Origin of the sequence: Cupriavidus sp. D39, assembly GCF_026627925.1 — a bacterium.
GTDB lineage: Bacteria > Pseudomonadota > Gammaproteobacteria > Burkholderiales > Burkholderiaceae > Cupriavidus > Cupriavidus ulmosensis.
On the sequence record NZ_JAPNLE010000001.1, the window covers coordinates 178,396 to 194,217 of the forward strand.

General features: G+C 60.2%; 13 protein-coding genes and 2 pseudogenes. 6 read left to right on the forward strand and 9 right to left on the reverse strand.

Annotated features, from left to right (window positions below; all coding sequences use genetic code 11):
* Positions 1 to 24: 24 nt before the first annotated feature.
* A pseudogene (locus tag OMK73_RS00945) lies at positions 25 to 1,229 on the reverse strand (sensor domain-containing diguanylate cyclase); the annotation flags it as partial.
* Positions 1,230 to 1,579: 350 nt separating this feature from the next.
* On the opposite strand from OMK73_RS00945, the gene OMK73_RS00950 reads away from it, so the two are divergent.
* On the forward strand, positions 1,580 to 2,050 hold the full coding sequence (locus OMK73_RS00950) for a hypothetical protein (RefSeq protein ID WP_267600738.1): 471 nt from the start codon (positions 1,580 to 1,582) through the stop codon (positions 2,048 to 2,050).
* Here OMK73_RS00950 and OMK73_RS00955 read toward each other — a convergent pair.
* Positions 1,975 to 2,247 carry a zinc-binding dehydrogenase gene (locus OMK73_RS00955; RefSeq protein ID WP_324291646.1) on the reverse strand — a complete coding sequence of 91 codons (273 nt, stop codon included), beginning with the start codon at positions 2,245 to 2,247 and terminating at the stop codon, positions 1,975 to 1,977. The genes OMK73_RS00950 and OMK73_RS00955 overlap by 76 nt on opposite strands.
* A gap of 541 nt (positions 2,248 to 2,788) precedes the next feature.
* On the opposite strand from OMK73_RS00955, the gene OMK73_RS00960 reads away from it, so the two are divergent.
* The 3 genes from OMK73_RS00960 to OMK73_RS38010 all read left to right on the forward strand — a co-directional run bounded on the left by OMK73_RS00960 (position 2,789) and on the right by OMK73_RS38010 (position 4,464).
* A complete protein-coding gene (locus tag OMK73_RS00960; protein WP_267600308.1) occupies positions 2,789 to 3,190 on the forward strand; it encodes a hypothetical protein in 402 nt (133 codons plus the stop codon).
* Between the two features lie 363 nt (positions 3,191 to 3,553).
* Entirely contained in the window at positions 3,554 to 4,249 is a 696-nt protein-coding gene (locus OMK73_RS00965) for a LysR family transcriptional regulator (RefSeq protein ID WP_324291630.1), read from the forward strand.
* Positions 4,204 to 4,464 (forward strand): LysR substrate-binding domain-containing protein, encoded by a 261-nt coding sequence (locus OMK73_RS38010; RefSeq protein WP_324291631.1) that lies wholly within the window; start codon positions 4,204 to 4,206, stop codon positions 4,462 to 4,464. Before OMK73_RS00965 ends, OMK73_RS38010 begins: the two co-directional genes overlap by 46 nt.
* 217 nt (positions 4,465 to 4,681) lie before the next feature.
* On the opposite strand, the gene OMK73_RS00970 is transcribed toward OMK73_RS38010, so the two are convergent.
* Together OMK73_RS00970 and OMK73_RS00975 are read right to left on the reverse strand one after the other, a co-directional pair.
* Complete coding sequence (locus tag OMK73_RS00970) at positions 4,682 to 5,932, reverse strand: IS256 family transposase (RefSeq protein WP_267600309.1); 1,251 nt, start codon at positions 5,930 to 5,932, stop codon at positions 4,682 to 4,684.
* A gap of 334 nt (positions 5,933 to 6,266) precedes the next feature.
* Positions 6,267 to 6,656: pseudogene (locus OMK73_RS00975) on the reverse strand (IS4 family transposase); the annotation flags it as partial.
* Positions 6,657 to 7,811: 1,155 nt separating this feature from the next.
* Between OMK73_RS00975 and OMK73_RS00980 the strand changes: the two are divergent.
* Positions 7,812 to 10,796, forward strand: a complete 2,985-nt coding sequence (locus OMK73_RS00980) for a Tn3 family transposase (RefSeq protein ID WP_267600310.1) — start codon at positions 7,812 to 7,814, stop codon at positions 10,794 to 10,796.
* Between the two features lie 77 nt (positions 10,797 to 10,873).
* Here the strand turns inward: OMK73_RS00980 and OMK73_RS00985 are convergent, their stop codons facing one another.
* From OMK73_RS00985 to OMK73_RS01005, 5 genes are all read right to left on the reverse strand, one after another.
* Entirely contained in the window at positions 10,874 to 11,374 is a 501-nt protein-coding gene (locus OMK73_RS00985; protein ID WP_267600311.1) for a protein-export chaperone SecB, read from the reverse strand.
* A gap of 2 nt (positions 11,375 to 11,376) precedes the next feature.
* Positions 11,377 to 12,126 carry a type II toxin-antitoxin system MqsA family antitoxin gene (locus OMK73_RS00990; RefSeq protein WP_267600312.1) on the reverse strand — a complete coding sequence of 250 codons (750 nt, stop codon included), beginning with the start codon at positions 12,124 to 12,126 and terminating at the stop codon, positions 11,377 to 11,379.
* Between the two features lie 12 nt (positions 12,127 to 12,138).
* Positions 12,139 to 12,588, reverse strand: a complete 450-nt coding sequence (locus OMK73_RS00995; RefSeq protein ID WP_267600313.1) for a hypothetical protein — start codon at positions 12,586 to 12,588, stop codon at positions 12,139 to 12,141.
* A gap of 241 nt (positions 12,589 to 12,829) precedes the next feature.
* Positions 12,830 to 13,159 carry an H-NS family nucleoid-associated regulatory protein gene (locus tag OMK73_RS01000; protein WP_324291632.1) on the reverse strand — a complete coding sequence of 110 codons (330 nt, stop codon included), beginning with the start codon at positions 13,157 to 13,159 and terminating at the stop codon, positions 12,830 to 12,832.
* Positions 13,160 to 13,379: 220 nt separating this feature from the next.
* Positions 13,380 to 14,450 carry a DNA-binding protein gene (locus OMK73_RS01005; protein WP_267600314.1) on the reverse strand — a complete coding sequence of 357 codons (1,071 nt, stop codon included), beginning with the start codon at positions 14,448 to 14,450 and terminating at the stop codon, positions 13,380 to 13,382.
* A 132-nt stretch (positions 14,451 to 14,582) separates the two neighbouring features.
* Between OMK73_RS01005 and OMK73_RS01010 the strand changes: the two genes are divergently transcribed.
* Positions 14,583 to 15,800, forward strand: coding sequence for a tyrosine-type recombinase/integrase (locus tag OMK73_RS01010; RefSeq protein ID WP_267600315.1), 1,218 nt, complete (start codon positions 14,583 to 14,585; stop codon positions 15,798 to 15,800).
* Positions 15,801 to 15,822: the final 22 nt, after the last annotated feature.

Below are 15,822 nucleotides of genomic sequence, written 5' to 3' on the forward strand. Positions count from 1 at the left end.
ATGGCTCAGCAAAGCCTCGGAATCGGTCGCGTTCGCGGAACTCGCAATGCCGATGCTGGCGCCAAGCTTAATGTCCCGTCCCCTGACCTTGAACGGTTGCGCGACTTGCTCCAGTAGTGTCCGTGCAAACGCTTCAGTTGCCTGGGGATTCTCGCCCCCCAAGATGAACACGAATTCGTCCCCCCAAAGCGGCCTACGAATTCGACGGAAGCGGACAGCGCTTTGAAACGCTTGCCCAGTTTGCACAGAATACTGTCCCCTACCTCCTGTCCGAACGATTCGTTGACGTCCTTGAAGCGGTCAAGGTCCAGCATCAGCAGCGAGATCCTGCCACGATGCTGCGTCCCTCCCAGTATCTGGCGGCTCAATTCCAGTAGACAATCGAGGCGGTTCGGCAGGTCGGTCAGCGGATCCCGGTAGGCAAGATAGTCAAGTTGCGAAGAAAACTGCTTTTCCTGAGTGACGTCGCGCCCCACGCACATAATGCCGCCACCGATGATCCGCGATACAGACCATTCTATCGACACTGCTCGCCCGTCCTTAGTCAGATACTCACGCCGACTACCCCGCACGTTAAGGCCGTCCTTGATCCGCTGCAACTGCTCGCGGACGAAATCCACGCGAGCCGGCGGCACGATCGTCAGAATGCTGCGGCCCTTCAACTCTTCGGGCTTCCAGCCGAGGATGGACGTAATTGCCGCGCCGATCTCCTCGAAGGTCCCCTCGTCACTCAGCCGGCAGATGATATCCGGCGAGCCTTCCAGGATCGCCTGTTTGTCGGCTAGCGCGGATAATAACGCACCCTCCCGCTCGATCGCCTCCGTCACGTCGCGCTGAAATGCGACGAAGTGAGTCGCGCCGCCATGACCGTCCTTGATTGGCGTAATTGACACCTCTGCCCAGAACATGCTTCCGTCCTTTCGATAGCTTCGCAGGACCGTCTTGACTGCCTCCATCTTGCGAACCGCGCGTCGCAGCGTTTTCAACCCGTCTTGCTCCGCGTCCGTGCCCTGGAAAGAATCGAAACTACGCCCCAATATTTCGTCGCGCTCGTAACCGGTTAGCTGCAGGAAGGCATCGTTCGCGAAGACGATGGGGCAGTGCTCGAGTCGGGCGTCGACGATCAGAACGCCGTCGACAGTTTCTCGCAAGGCGATCGCCCACAACGGAGCCAACGTCACATGCGTCGCCCCGGCGTTACGCTCTTTTGATAGAGCGCCATGGGGCATGATCTTGCGTCTTCGATCCACGCTAGCTGATTGCAGAGGGGAGGCGCTGGTAGTCTGGCTTTACACACATAGACGCTCGAACCGGTTTGCCAAGCACCAGATAGATGACGGTAAGCCGATGGAGATTGCGGCGGGGCATTATCATCTCTAAGAAACATGTTGCCGTGACGGCGTGACTCGATACTCTGCCTCGAAGACGCCGAGACAAGGCCGAGACGATACGATTCGTCAATCGCCTACTGCTGGCTTGTTCTGAGGTGCATGGCAAGATCGTCACCGACCAGTTGTCCAATTACTGAGTTGCCAAAGCAGCCGCCGCCCTGCTGAACCTAGTCAAATTTGGCCAGCACATGCTGGTGCAGATGCATATGACCCATATCAGACAGCCGCCTCCCCGTAGCAGCTTCGCTGCGGGCCGCGGCTGCGACATCCTAGGTTATCATATGATAAACGTCGCACTATTGGAAAGCAATCTCTGTTGCTCCGGCGTAAACGCTGCAGAAGCGGTCTGGACAAGCTCTTCCGACATGATCGGGCAGGCGCACCACGCCGGGACCCGCATCGTCGAAATGATGACTGAAGACCTCACGCCGCGCAGCATTCTCAAGCACGCCAGTTTCCGCCGCTCTACGGAGGTGCCCACCTCGGCAAGGCTGCGGCCAACAAGGCGCTGTTTCGTCGACCAGATTCTGTTCAACAGCCGCATGGAGAAGCTTGCCGGGTACTTCGATGGCGATTATTGCATTCAGCACACCAGCAGATCGGCGATGGCCTCTTCAATTTTGGCGCCGCACTTGAGACCATGGCCAAGCAAGGCGTGAAGATTAAGCACGACCGTGCCGACACTCAAATTGGATTCCATGCGCCGATGCGCGCTGGATGCCTCCGGCAGTGGAAATACACTGTCAATTACCGGCGTCAGGCCAGTCGGTGTGAAGTGATGCATCCACCTTCGGCAAAACGGACATCGGGATCTGGGGTTGGCCTTCCCGGCCGAACAATCCGGCGAAGTGACCATACGAACCGCTTCCGCAACACGATAAGTTGGCAACTCGGTATCTGTGGGGTAGCCGCTAAACTCGCGGTCGACCCATAGTGCAAAGGGCTAGTGACCGAGCCGTGCGGCGAGTAGCTTGCACATACGCAGCAACCGCGGCACGTCATGCAACGCGGAGATGGCAGCCTGTAAATCGTGGATCAAGATGAAGCTGGACGCGGCCCGCGGGCGATGCGTGCGATTGTACCGGGTGCCCGCTCTGGCAATGATGTAAGTGGCTTTTGTGCCGGTAGGGCGTAAGGGGCACGTGATAATATCGCGCTCCGATCCCCTCGGTGGGCTCTTCACTGCCCTCGGGCCCCTTTCCTGGAAGCCGCGCCCCCTGGCGGCACTGGCGTCCTCCACCGAAAGCCTCATTGCCGTTCGCCGGACCGATCATGACTGCCTCCAGCAAGCTCAATAAAGTCAGCCCGCAACGCCCCGAGCGCCAGCATGTGAAAGCCGCCGCTCGGCAATTGGCGGCCTCGGACCACCCCCTCGACCGCAGCCCTCACTATCACATGTGGGGGACGGGCGCGCATACCCGTTCGCCCGGCCGGTAAAGGCGATTTGCATCGCCGCGCTGCATGAACTGGGCTACGGCTGGCGCGAGGACTGTACAAACGTCGGCCATGACAGTGCCTGGGATCGGCGGCTGAAGGACCTGGGCCTAGCCATCGTGACCAAGCTCGAGCCGGCACGCCTGACCCCGGAGGCGGTGCGCGCCGTAGCACGCGCCTGGTCGCAACAGGACGCGGCCTATCAGGCCGCGCACGCTTCCACCGTCCATGACTTCCCGATCGGCGCAGACCGCTATCCTCGAGTTGGCCGTCCGACATCTGGACTTGGCGCCCCGCCCAATGGGGACGACCAACCCGGCAAAGCCCCTGGTATCGGTGCCTCAACGCTCTCGGCTTCCCCGTGATCCCCAAACCGACGCCCGAAGAGACCGAGCAGGAGGACTTCTGGAACGGGACGACATTCTGTAAGCAAAAGTCTTCGGCAGTTCATGGTCTTTCCGAAACAGCGGGGCGGAAGGCGATGCGCACTCGTGAACGTACACCCCATAGCACTAGCTCCTGCACACGAACACTTCGCAGCACACCCATGTCCAATGAAGTTTGGCAGATACCGTAGTTGAACATAAACGTTTACTTTATAAAAACGGATAATGTGCCTTACCATACTTGTCTATTGGATTTCTACATAATTGATTTTTTAGATCTAAATTTTCGATGTGGCTGGTTGCAATATTCGAATTCATGGAATAAAAAACATGAGAATTAACTTGGAGGCGCTGGAAGCGCTTGACGCCGTTGATCGTTATGGAACGTTCGCTACCGCCGCGGAGTCTCTGCACAAGGTTCCCTCGAGTATCAGTTACCTAATCAGCCGACTCGAGGAAGAGCTCAATGTGTTGCTTTTCGATCGAAGCGGACAGCGCGCGAAATTGACCAGCACAGGTAGGGCAGTCCTAGAGGATGGCCGCCGCCTTCTGCGCTCCGCGAGCGAACTCGAGCGCCGCGCACAATCAATAGAGATCGGATGGGAAAGCGAACTGCGAATTGCAGTCGATGTTATCCTTCCCTTCCGCGCGCTAGTTCCCCACGTGACAGATTTTTACCGCGCCGGGCATCCGACCCGCTTGTCGTTCTCCCACGAAGTCTTGGGGGGGACATGGGACGCGTTGCTCAGCGGGCGTGTCAATATGGTGATCGGCGCACTGGGCGATCCGCCTAACGTGTCCGGCTTCTCGGCGTGCCCAATCGGACAAATTCAGACGGCCTTTGCCGTCGCACCTGACCATCCCTTGGCAATGGCGCCGCTCCCTTTAACGCGAAGTGCATCGCAGCGCATCGAATCGTCGAAGTACACGATACATCGCGGAGCCAACCTCCTCGAACGCTGGGCGCCCTGGAAGATCAGGAACGAATCATTGTGCCGTGTCTTCAGGCAAAATTGGAAGCACAACTTGCTGGGTTAGGATGCGGCTTTCTCCCTCGCAGCGTGGTCGCGCACTTTGAAGCCCTTGGCAGGTTGAAGGCACTTGAGGTGGAAGAGCCTAGGCAAGCCAAAAGGTACTATGCGGCATGGAATACAGGAGATGCCGGCAACGCTGTGAACTGGTGGGTAGACCGGCTGGGGAATGCCGATTTCATTACGGACGAACGGGCTAAGGAGTTCATGTCCGGCGTATAGCTGATGTAGAGAGACGCGCTTGTCTGAGGCACTATCCACATTGTCAACATGACTATCTGGGGCTACGATCATTTCACGGGCTTGGACGCGGCGCTTGGACTAGTAAGGAGGTCCCCGTTGCGCATGTCAGGATCTGGGGGTGTCAGGATTTTTGTGTGCAAGGCTAAAGGCCTGCCTGCCGGGCAGGCTGCCCGGCAGGCAGGCCTTTGATCCTATCTCAGCGATGGGGTTGTGTGAAGCGATCCTCATAGAGGATCGCGAACTGGTTCATGGCGGCTTTCCAGTCGTGCGTGGCGCTGCCCCACTTGCAGGTGATGTTGCGCAAGGCCAGCCACAGCAGTTTGGTGGCCGCTTCATCGCTCGGGAAGTGCCCGCGGGTCTTGATGATCTTACGCAGTTGCGCGTTGATACTCTCGATGGCATTCGTGGTGTAGATGATCTTGCGGATGGCCGGCGGGAACGCAAAGAATGGAATCACGCGGTCCCAGGCGCGATGCCAGGAGGCTGCAATCGGTGGGTAGCGCTTGCCCCAGTCGCTTTGCTCGAAGGCCAACAGCGCCGCCTCGGCGGCCTCAACCGTGGCAGCCGTGTAGACAGGCTTGAGCGCGGCCGCCACCACACGGCGGTCCTTCCAGTTCGCGTAGTCTAGGCTGCTGCGTATCAGATGCACGACACAAGTCTGCAGTGTCGTGCTCGGGAACACCGCGTTCAGGGCCTGCTCCATGCCCTTCAAGCCGTCGGTCACCGCGATCAGGATGTCTTGGGTGCCTCGCGTCTTCAGGTCGTTGAACACCTTCATCCAGAACTTTGCCCCTTCGGTGGTTTCGATCCACAGGCCCAGGATGTCACGCGTGCCATCGGGCAGCACGCCCAGCGCCAGATAGACCGCCTTGCTGCGCACGACGCCATCCTCGCGCATCTTGACCCGCAGCGCATCGAAGAACACGACCGGGTACATGACCTCCAATGGACGGGCCTGCCAAGTGGTGACTTCCTCCATGACCGCATCCGTGATCGAGCTGATGAACGCGGGCGACACCTCAGTGCCATACTGCTCGACCAGGAACGCCTGGATCTCGCGTACCGTCATGCCGCGCGCATACATGGCGATGATCTTGTCGTCAAAGCCAGTAAAACGCCGGTCGTGCTTGGGAATCAGGATGGGCGCGAAGCTGCCGTCGCGGTCGCGCGGGATCGCCAGGCGCAAGGGTCCCGTGTCGGTAAGCACTGTCTTGGCACTGGAGCCATTGCGCTGGTTGGTGGCATGCTCAGGGCGCTCAGCACCCTCCAGGTAGCCCAAGTGATGGCCCAGCTCCGCGCCCATCGCCCGCTCGATCAGGGCCTTCTTGAACGCCATGGCGGCGTCTTGCACCGCCTCAGCAGTCATCGGACCTTTAACAAACTGATCGATCAGCTCCTTAGGGATGGTCGGAAGGTCCCTGGGTGTGGCCTTTGGTTTGCGTGGCATTACATGCTCCTTGTCGACATGTTATGCCCTACACACAAAATCCCGTACAGGCCCCAGGATCTCGTTACACAGGCCGCGCTAATATTTTCAACCGTGGTCCACCAAGGGGCCCCGCCATGTCCGCCTCAGATAGTCCCTCCTCAGCCCGCGAGGATGAACCTTTCTCCTCAAGTATCTCCCTTGAGGATTCCCCATACTAGACCCTTCCCCCAGCTACGCGAGGTCGTTCCAGGCGCACTGATCGAATGGAATACACGGTTTGCGTTCGGTGTGATCTGTGGAAAAGAAGGCGCTAACTTTCGTAGTCCCTGACGGGACCCCTCAAGGCATGCGGTTATACACAACTATCCCCATCGTCAGCAGTTCGTAACCCGCGCAGTGTCCTCGCAGCGACATGAACCTCTTTCAGCCCGAGCCAAATCGTCTTCACGCCAGGCTCTCCATCGCCCTTGCGGCCAAGGAATCCGCCAAGGCGAGCAATCAGGCGCAGCACTTCGTTCAGTCTTGGCCTGGCCGGCTGCTTGACACTGGTCAACAGGTAGGCGCCGCGTATTTCATCGGGCTCAAAGATCAACTCAGCGTCCAGATCGGGGCAAGTGCGTCCAAGTCGCATCAGATGCGCTACGCGACAAACGACCATGAACAGCGCCAAAGCGCGCTCAAGGCGTTCGACCGCCGACAACTGGAGCGCTTCAACGCGGCAGGCGTTCTTCAAGATGTTGAACAGCATCTGTCGGGTAAGGAACTGGCGCGGTGCGCGGCGAACCCGGCCCGTTTCCAGCCCCTCCCCATAAGAACTGATCGTGAGGTTTTCCCTCAAGCAGCTCACCCAGTGAGATTCATCGCAAGGGTTATGTGTCCTGTCGGTATGGCGGCCACTTTCACGCGAACTCCTCCGCGCCCGACAGCGGGCGCATTTTCCAGTCCCAATACAGTCCCAGGACTCCGTAGAGGTACTCGTTACTCCATCGTCGCCACCCGACGCTCCTCTTCTTGCGCCGCTTGCGCCGCGTTAAACATGGCGACATAAATATTGCAGCATGTATGATTGCATGGTTACTCTTTTGGGGATGCAGCCATGCGTAAGCTCGAGATTGCAGACGCGCAGATCATGCAGTTGGCGATTCGACAGGAGATCGAGCGAAGCGAGGAATCGCGGTATGACCACCGCCTTCACGGGGTTCTGATCTGCTGAAGTCCTGGAATTGATACCTAAGAACTGGGCTGCTTGATCTCATCCTGCTCTCGGACTTCGAGCGCGCCGTATTTTTGCATCAGGTCGTGTCCATGTCGACCGGGATACCTGGAAAGCGTTGTCGGCTCGCGTGGTCCCAATCGTTCGCATTTCACGCATCATGTCCCTGGCGCGCCGTCCTCAAACACGACCAGCACCTCATTGCTGGTGAGGAAGCGCATCAAAGCAAATCGGCTCGCATGCAGCGAGCCGATTTGGATAGTGCGCTTTTGCTAGCTAACAGACTATTTGAGGGTCGGCCGGGATTCGCGAAAAATCCGCCACATCCCTGACAACCCATTGATTTATCGAGAGAATTCAGCCTTTCCAGCACCCGGATGGCATCGCCTGCCCCCAGCGAAGAACTCAATTTGCTCCAGATAGTGCCTAAAGCAGCATATTTCCCCAGAGAGAGGCCGAAGGCATGAGCGCTTAGCCCGTCAACCTGTCATCAAAGGCGGGCAAATTCCTTTCCCTGGCAAGCACGCTGTTCGAGGGCGCCCGATATCGACCTCGAGGGGCGGAGCAGTTTCTGAAGACTGGGAGTAGACCTTGGCTTCCCCGAAATGGCGACAGGACAATCTGCAACGATGACGAGGTCCGGTACATGCGGCACATCAATCTGGACTTGGTGCGGCGCTAAGGATGCAGCCGATCCACGATACCGCCTATCCAGCGCTGCCGGCCGAGCTTACCGCCGCCGAACTGGAAGCTGCGTTCACGCCAACACCGACCGAGATCCGCTTCGCGCGCAGACAGTCTCGTCGGGCCTCAACGACGGTCCTGATTCTCGTGCAGCTCAAACTGCTGCAGCGCCTTGGCTACTTCCCCATGCTGGCTGATGTGCCACCTATCGTGATCGATCACGTGCGCGCCGCACTGCGATCCCCTGCCCTGTCCCGTGCAACCGTCAAGCACTACGATGCCTCTGGCACACGCTCCCGGCATCAGAAGTTGCTACGCGGGTATCTCCACATTCGACCGGTAGACGCCAACGCGCTGAAATGGCTGGAGGCGCTCGCAACCGATGCGGCGCACACCAAGGTCGAATTACCCGACATCGTCAACGTGCTGATCGAAGAGCTGATCCGGGTACGGTGCGAACTGCCGCCCCTTGCCAGCCTGCACCGAATGGCAACCCAGGCCCGCAGCCGGTGCAATGACGCCATCTATCGTGCCATCTCGGATTCGCTCGAGGGCGCGCTGATTGCCCGGATTGAGGCGTTGTTTGACGGTCAGGTCGGCAAATCCGGGTGGGACCAGCTCAAGCGCGAGCCCAAGCGCCCTGGCGCGCGCGAAATCGCAAGCTTCCTCAAACACATCCAGGCCCTGCGGAACCTGGCCGACGGTCTGCCGCAGGCGCCGGCCTTGCTTTCCGTGAGCAAACGCACGCAACTGGTGACGGAGGCCCGGGCGCTTGACATCGCTGAGCTCAGGTCGCTCAAGCCAGCCAAACGATACACTTTGGCAGTGCTCTTCATTCGCGCGCAGTTGCAGAAGGCGCTCGATGATGTGGCGGAAATCTTCATCAAAGTTATGCGCAAGCTCGAGTCCCTCGCCAGGACCCGGCTGCAGCAATATCAGCTCGCGCATGCGGACACATTGGAAGACCTGGTCGGCCAGTTCCGTGATGTGCTGCAGGTCCTGGTGGATGACGGCATTGCCGACATCTTCCGGCTGGATAAGGTGCGTGAAGTGCTCGGCAACGATGTAGCGGGCGCGCTTGCCCGCTGCAATGAGCATATCGCGTACGCTGGCAACTTCGATCTGCCATTCATGCTGGCGCCGTACCGCCAGCAGCGCTCCCTGCTCTTTCAGTGCCTTGAGGTCCTGCCGCTCAAATCCAGTTCGCGGGACAAGACGGTCTTGGTGGCACTGGCCTGGATACAGGGCTTCCGGACCTCGCACCGCGAACATCTGCAACTCACCGACGACGATCTGCTGAACCTTCCGCTCGACTGGATCCCGGCCAAGTGGGAGAAAGCCATCTTTCCCGACGGCCGGAGTACTCGTCTGCTCCATCGCAGGTACTTTGAGCTGTGCGTGTTCGATCAGGTCATCCGTGAGCTGAGTTCGGGCGATCTTTTCGTGGAGGGCAGCGACCGTTTTGATGACTTCCGCGTCCATCAGGTATCGGAGGAGGTGTTCGAGCGGGAGCTACCGCACTACTGTGACATCGTTGGCCTGCCAACGGAAGGCAAGAGCTTCGTCAGGACGCTGTGGGACAGCCTGAACACTGCACTCGATGAGGTGGATGCAAACTTCCCTGAGAACGACAGCATCGAGTTCGGAGAACAGGGTCTGATCATCCACCGGCCCGGCAAGGCGCCTGACCCGCCTAACATGATGCTGATCGACCAGGCCATCACTGCGTCAATGCCGCAGATCAGCATCCTCGACGTGCTGACCGAGACGGAGCAATGGCTGAATCTGCATAAACTATTCGGGCCGTTGTCCGGCTTCGATGGCAAGCTAGACGACCCTCGCAAGCGCGTTATCTGCACGCTGTTCTGCTACGGTTGCAACCTGGGGCCGAGCCAGACGGCCCGGTCCGTCAAGGGGCTGAGTCGCAAGCAAATTGCATGGCTGAACCTGCGTCACGTCACCGAAGAACGGCTCGATAAAGCCATTGTGAAGGTCATCAATGCGTACAATCAGTTCGCGCTACCGAAGTACTGGGGCAGTGGCAAACGCGCGTCCGCGGATGGCACGAAGTGGAATCTCTATGAGCAGAATCTGCTGTCGGAGTATCACATCCGTTATGGCGGGTACGGCGGGATTGGCTACTACCATGTCTCCGACATGTACATCGCGCTCTTCAGCAACTTCATTCCGTGCGGCGTGCATGAGGCGGTGTACATCCTGGACGGGCTCATCAGAAATGGCTCTGAGATTCAGCCGGATACCATTCACGGTGACACCCAGGCGCAGAGCGGACCGGTGTTTGGTTTGTCCTACCTACTGGGTATCAACCTAATGCCGCGCATGCGCAATATCAAAGATCTGGTGCTGTACAAGGCGGACCGGCGACGCAGATACGACCATATCGAGCGGCTGTGCCGCCGGTCCATCGACTGGGACCTGATCCAACGACACTATCCCGACATGATGCGCGTTGCCGTCTCGATCAAGGCCGGCAAGATGACGCCGTCAACCATCCTGCGCCGACTGGGTTCAGAGAGCACGAAGAATAAGCTTTACTTTGCGTTCCGGGAACTTGGCCGCGTCGTCCGCACGCTGTTCTTGCTGAAGTACCTGAACGACCCGGAGCTCCGGCGCACCATTCATGCCGCGACGAACAAGAGCGAGCAGTTCAATGACTTCGCGCAGTGGTTGATGTTTGGTGGCGACGGCATCATCGCCGAAAATCTACGGCACGAACAGCGCAAGGTGATCAAGTACAACCAGTTGGTCGCCAACATGGTCATCCTCCACAACGTTCAGTGGATGTCGCGCAAGCTCAAGGATTTGCAGGAGCGCGGGCACCCGGTGAATGCCGAAGTGCTCAAGGCGCTGTCGCCATACCGCCGCGAGCATATCAAGCGGTTCGGAGATTACCTACTCGACTTGCAGCGGCGCGTGCCGCCACTCGATCCATCGATCGATTTTCTAGTCAAATCAGCGGCTTAGCCGAGATGTGGCGGATTTTTTCGAATCCCGGCCACCCCTCTATTTGTCCTCGTGCATCGTCTTCTGGCTCGGCTCAGTTAGCGTAACCTCTCTTTCTTAGCCTCCGCGCGCTGCCTCTCAGCTTCGGCCATCGCGATCGGCCCTTCGTCACGGAAATTCAGTGACGGCAGTTGAAGCTCACCGTACCAGCACCGACTGGTGATGTTCGACACTTGCTCTCGGATTGCACCGTATAGGAGTGAAGCTCCGTTAACAACTGCTATATCTGCCCTCAGCACAGGATCAGGCAGGCCGTGTGGGATAGAGAAGTAACCCACGCATGCCACGTCGATCTTGTATGGAATGACCTTGTCCGGGCCATCATTCACCTGGATTGACAAGCTAACCATGTAATCGCGCGCCTCTTGCCCCTCGGCATGGTCGGCTACGGCATGTGTCAACGAACAATTAATGTTGACACCATTAGTGTCAATGGCGCCAACTCGTTGCACAGGCGTCAAGATCTCAGGTTCGTCACGCGGAAAGACGCCGACATGCAAGAACTTAATCGAGTTGAGTGTCAGGGGACTAGCTTTCATACCTACGCGGCCAACCTATAGGTCATCTCGACAGGAACCTCATTGGAAGTATCATCGATCACGGACAATCCGAAGTCGTAGCCGGATGGCTTGAACCACCCAAAGACGGAAGAATCCTCAGGAGTCGCAGTCGCATTCGGGTCCGAGGTTACAAGTGTTCCTTCTTCGATGACTTCGTCCACAAACACCTTTGCGTAGCACGAAACAGGCGAATCGAGCAGCACATGACTTAGGACGGCGTGCACCACCGCCTTCGTATTCTTCCCGCAAAGCGCGACGTCTACCAAAGCAGATATCCGGTCCACTTCCTTGCAGCAAAGGTCCGTAGCAATCTCGTGCTCATCGGCATAGTGCGCGAGCCATGCCATAGCGGAAGGCACCTGTGCCGCAACCCGGATCAACTTATCCATTGCGAGGGACTGCGTCACGTCACCCGACTCATACTTTGAGAATGCGACCGGACCACCACCGAACAGCTTTGCCGCTTGGCCCTGCGTCAGGCCAGCAGCGGAGCGGATAGCAAAAATTTCGTGCCCCGTCAGCAGGCCATCTAACCCTTTGCGCAACTCAACCACGGCGCGCTTGTTTTGGCGCATGTCTGCCGCCGACGCGTAGTCGCTACCGCACTCGTCGCAGCGCGACATTACGAAGGGCACTTGATACATTCCCCCCTTGTGCTCGATCTCATTGTGTCCATGAATGGACGCGACATGGCCTTCCCCGCACACATCGCAGAGAACATGCGTAGTCATCTGGATCTCCTGTTACTGATGCATTGAGACGAGTAAGATCACTTTGCCACTACGATTGATGGCAAGCTTGACGTAGTACTCTTGAGTGATGTCTTTGTAGGCGTACTTATTCCATTCCAGGCGGATCAGTACGTAGACATCACATGCGGCCCAAGGGCCATTCGGGTTCTTTTCACACCACTCGGCACCCTTGTAGGTGCCTTTCAGAACAGCGTCTTTGACCAGGGCGGCTAGCTGTTGGTCGTCCAACTCGTACTTCTGGGCGTCTTTAGCGCACTTTTCCGTGAATGAAATGATGGTCGCATCGCTTTCGTCCTCAGCTATTACTTCATCGAGCAGTGCAATGAGAGCGGCGGGGTCGTAAAGTGGCGCATGTGTCCTCCCCTGTATTTGGCGGTCCCCTCCGGACTCTGAGGGACTTGCTCCGGCGTACTGGCTTACGTTTTTTCGATTATTTACCACCGTGGTAAGTTCCGCAAGAGTTTTCTAGCCATTCGCAGCTAGTGTTTGTTCGGTTTGCCACACAAATTAGTGATCCTTGAGTCACGCTAACTAACTCTTGGGAGGACTGTTTCTAGATGTTACCAAAGCCGCTCAGCTAAGTCGCTACCCCTCAAGTTGGCGTACCTCCGCAAGACGGTCAGCGTCTTGTGTCCGGTAATCTTCGCGATCTGCAAATCTGTAAGGTGGTCTTTAAGCTACATCAGAATGTCCTCTGGATAGACGACCGACCGAGCGGCTCCCGATGGAGCGGGAAAGGAAATCGAAGTGGTAGCTCGCCACCCGCTAGACGCGGAAATGTCCCCCATCCCCCGGCGCGGATCGCGCGCTGCAGCCAGTCCGGCATGGCGCCGCGGCCGTCGCAACCCTGCCCCTGCGCATTGTGGTAGCGCACCGCTCCTGGCGTTGGAGTCGGCGGCGGCTCGGCAAGACAGCCGGCGGCCTGCAAGTCGGCCAGGCTCAGCCCATGCTGGGCCATCTGGATGCGGATCCAGGTAATCGCTTCGGCGCGCTCGATTTCGATCGACATCATTTTAGGTGCACAGATTTGAGGAAGCTGCGGAGCAGGATCCAGCGTTGTCGTCTCAAAGACCGTTGGGCCTCAACATTGTTCCGGCGGATCGACGGTGTAAAGTAACCGGCTCCCTTGGGGATTGGGAATCATGTGGTCACCCCGCCGCTTAAAAATTAATCAGACCCGAGGAGCCCGCCGGGCATCTGTCCTCGTGCGGCTTGTCCACAGGCTTGTCCCCTCAGGCCGGCCCCGGCTTGAACTTGGTGCGCGTCACCGGCGCCCCGCGCTTGGTAGTTGCCAGGCGGCGCGACGCGGTGGCTTCGGCTTGCGCGCGCTCGGCCCGCCGCAGCGCCGCTTCCAGTTCGGCCCGCAGCCCGTCTTGGGCCGCCTGCCCTCGCCCGAGCGCCTGCGCTGTCTCCGCCAGTTGCAGGCTGAGCGTATCGCGCTCGGCCTGCAGTCGCGCCCGCGCCTCCGCGCCGGCCACGGCGGCGTCTTGCGCCCTCGCCTGCACCGCCGCCAGCTCAGCGCGCTGGTCCGCGAGCGCCTGCTCGGCCTTCTGGCGCAACGTACGCTCCTGGTCGATCTCGCGCAGCGCGCGGCGCTCCGTGGCCTCGGCGCGTTCCTGCGCGACGGCCACCTGCGCGCGGGTGCGCTCCAGATCCGTCGAGAATTGGGTACGCAGCTCCAGCAACTGCCGCTCGAGCGCCTCCGCCTGGCGTACGCCCTCCTCGTGACGCGCCCGCGCGGCCGCGTGGGCCTGGCGCTCGGCTTCCAGTTCGCCTTGTAGCGCCGCGTGCGCTTGCTGGGCGGCATCGAGCCCGGCCTGCACGGCGGCGGTCTCCTGCTCGGCCACCACCACCGCGGCCCGCGCCAAGTCGCGCTGCGCTTCCGCCTCGCTCGCCTGCCACCGCGCATCAGCCCGCAGCGCGGCCAGTTCGCCGGCGGCGGCCTCGTTGGCGGCCTGCCAGATCGGCTGCACGGCGTCGGCGGCGATCGCCTTGAGCGCATCCGGCAGTTCGGGGTGCGCGATGGTCACGTGCATCTTGTCGCGCAAGTCTTGCCAGAACCGCGCCAGCACCTCGGTGGGCGTGCCCATGCTGCCCTTGCGCACCAGGCCGTAGAGCTTGTTGGCGGTGGGCGTGATGCCGTACCGGAAGAACAGCAGGGCGCAGACCTCGCGGTAGAGCGCGCGGGTCTCGGGGAACTGCACACGCAGGGTGGCCACGTCGGCGGCGAGCGTGGCCTGCAGGGCGGCGTTGGGCACGGCCTCACTGGGCATGGGCGGCGGGGACGCGGGGCTGGCGGGCATGTTTGGGGGCCTGGCATTGTCAATTTCGTTAAATATTACTACGTAATACGTAATATTCATGACTACAAGAGCTTATCGTTAGACATAATTATTGTTCTGTCTATAATTATGGCTAATTTGAGAACGCGCCCCATGGCATCCAGCCAGCTGCCCCTCGCCGCCCTGCCCGCCACCCCGCTCGAGCGCCTGCGCCCGCCCGCCGAACTCTCCGGCGCCGCCGGCAGCAACCGGGCGCGCGGCGGCACCCCGCAGATCTCGCCCGCCGACGACCTCGCCGCGGTGACAGCCTGGCTGGCCCGCTACGCCGACACCCCCGCCACCCTGCAGACCTATCGGCGCGAGGTGGAGCGGCTGCTGCTATGGGCCGTGATGCAGCACGGCAAGCCGCTGTCGTCGCTCACCCATGAAGATTTGCTGCGCTACGAGCGCTTCCTGGCCGATCCGCAGCCGGCCTGGCGCTGGGTGATGGCGTCGCGCAAGAAGCTGGCGCGCGGCGCGCCCGCGTGGCGGCCGTTTGCGGGGCCGCTGTCCCCGGCCAGCGCGCGCCACACCCTGGTGATCCTCAATGGCCTGTTCGCCTGGCTGGTCGACGCCGGCTACCTGGCCGGCAACCCGCTCTCGCTGGCGCGCAGCCGGCGCGGCACGGCCAAGCCACGCATCACGCGCTACCTGAGCCACGAGATGTGGCAGGCGGTCAAGGACGCGATCGAGGCCATGCCGGGCACGCTCGAACGTGCGACCGAGCGCGAGCGCCTGCACGCGGCGCGCTGCCGCTGGCTCTTCACGGTGCTGTATCTGGGCGGCTTGCGGGCGGCCGAGGTGGCCGAGACCCGGATGGGCGCCTTCTTCGGCCGGCGCGACCGGGAGGGCCTGGAGCGCTGGTGGCTGGAGGTGACGGGCAAGGGCAGCAAGACGCGGCTGGTGCCCGCCACCGATGAGCTGATGGTGGAGCTGGCGCGCTATCGCGAGGCCTACGGCCTGCCGCCGATGCCATTGCCCGGCGAGGATCGCCCCATCGTGCTGCCGATCATCGGCAAGGAAAAACCCTTGTCGCGCGGCGCGCTGCACCTGGTGCTCAAGGAGATCTTCGCGCTGGCGGCCGAGCGCCTGCGCGCGCGCGGACCGGATTGGGCAAGCCGGGCCGCGGTGCTGGCCAGCGCCTCGGCGCACTGGCTGCGCCATACCGCGGGCTCGCACATGACCGACCAGCAGGTGGACCTGCGCTTCGTGCGGGACAATTTCGGGCACGCATCGATTTCTACGACCAGCGCTTACCTGCACACGGAGGACGATGCCCGCCATGAGGCCACGCAGGAACGCCACCGGATCGGGTGGACGCGCGAAAAATGACCGGCGCCCCACCCTGCCAGGA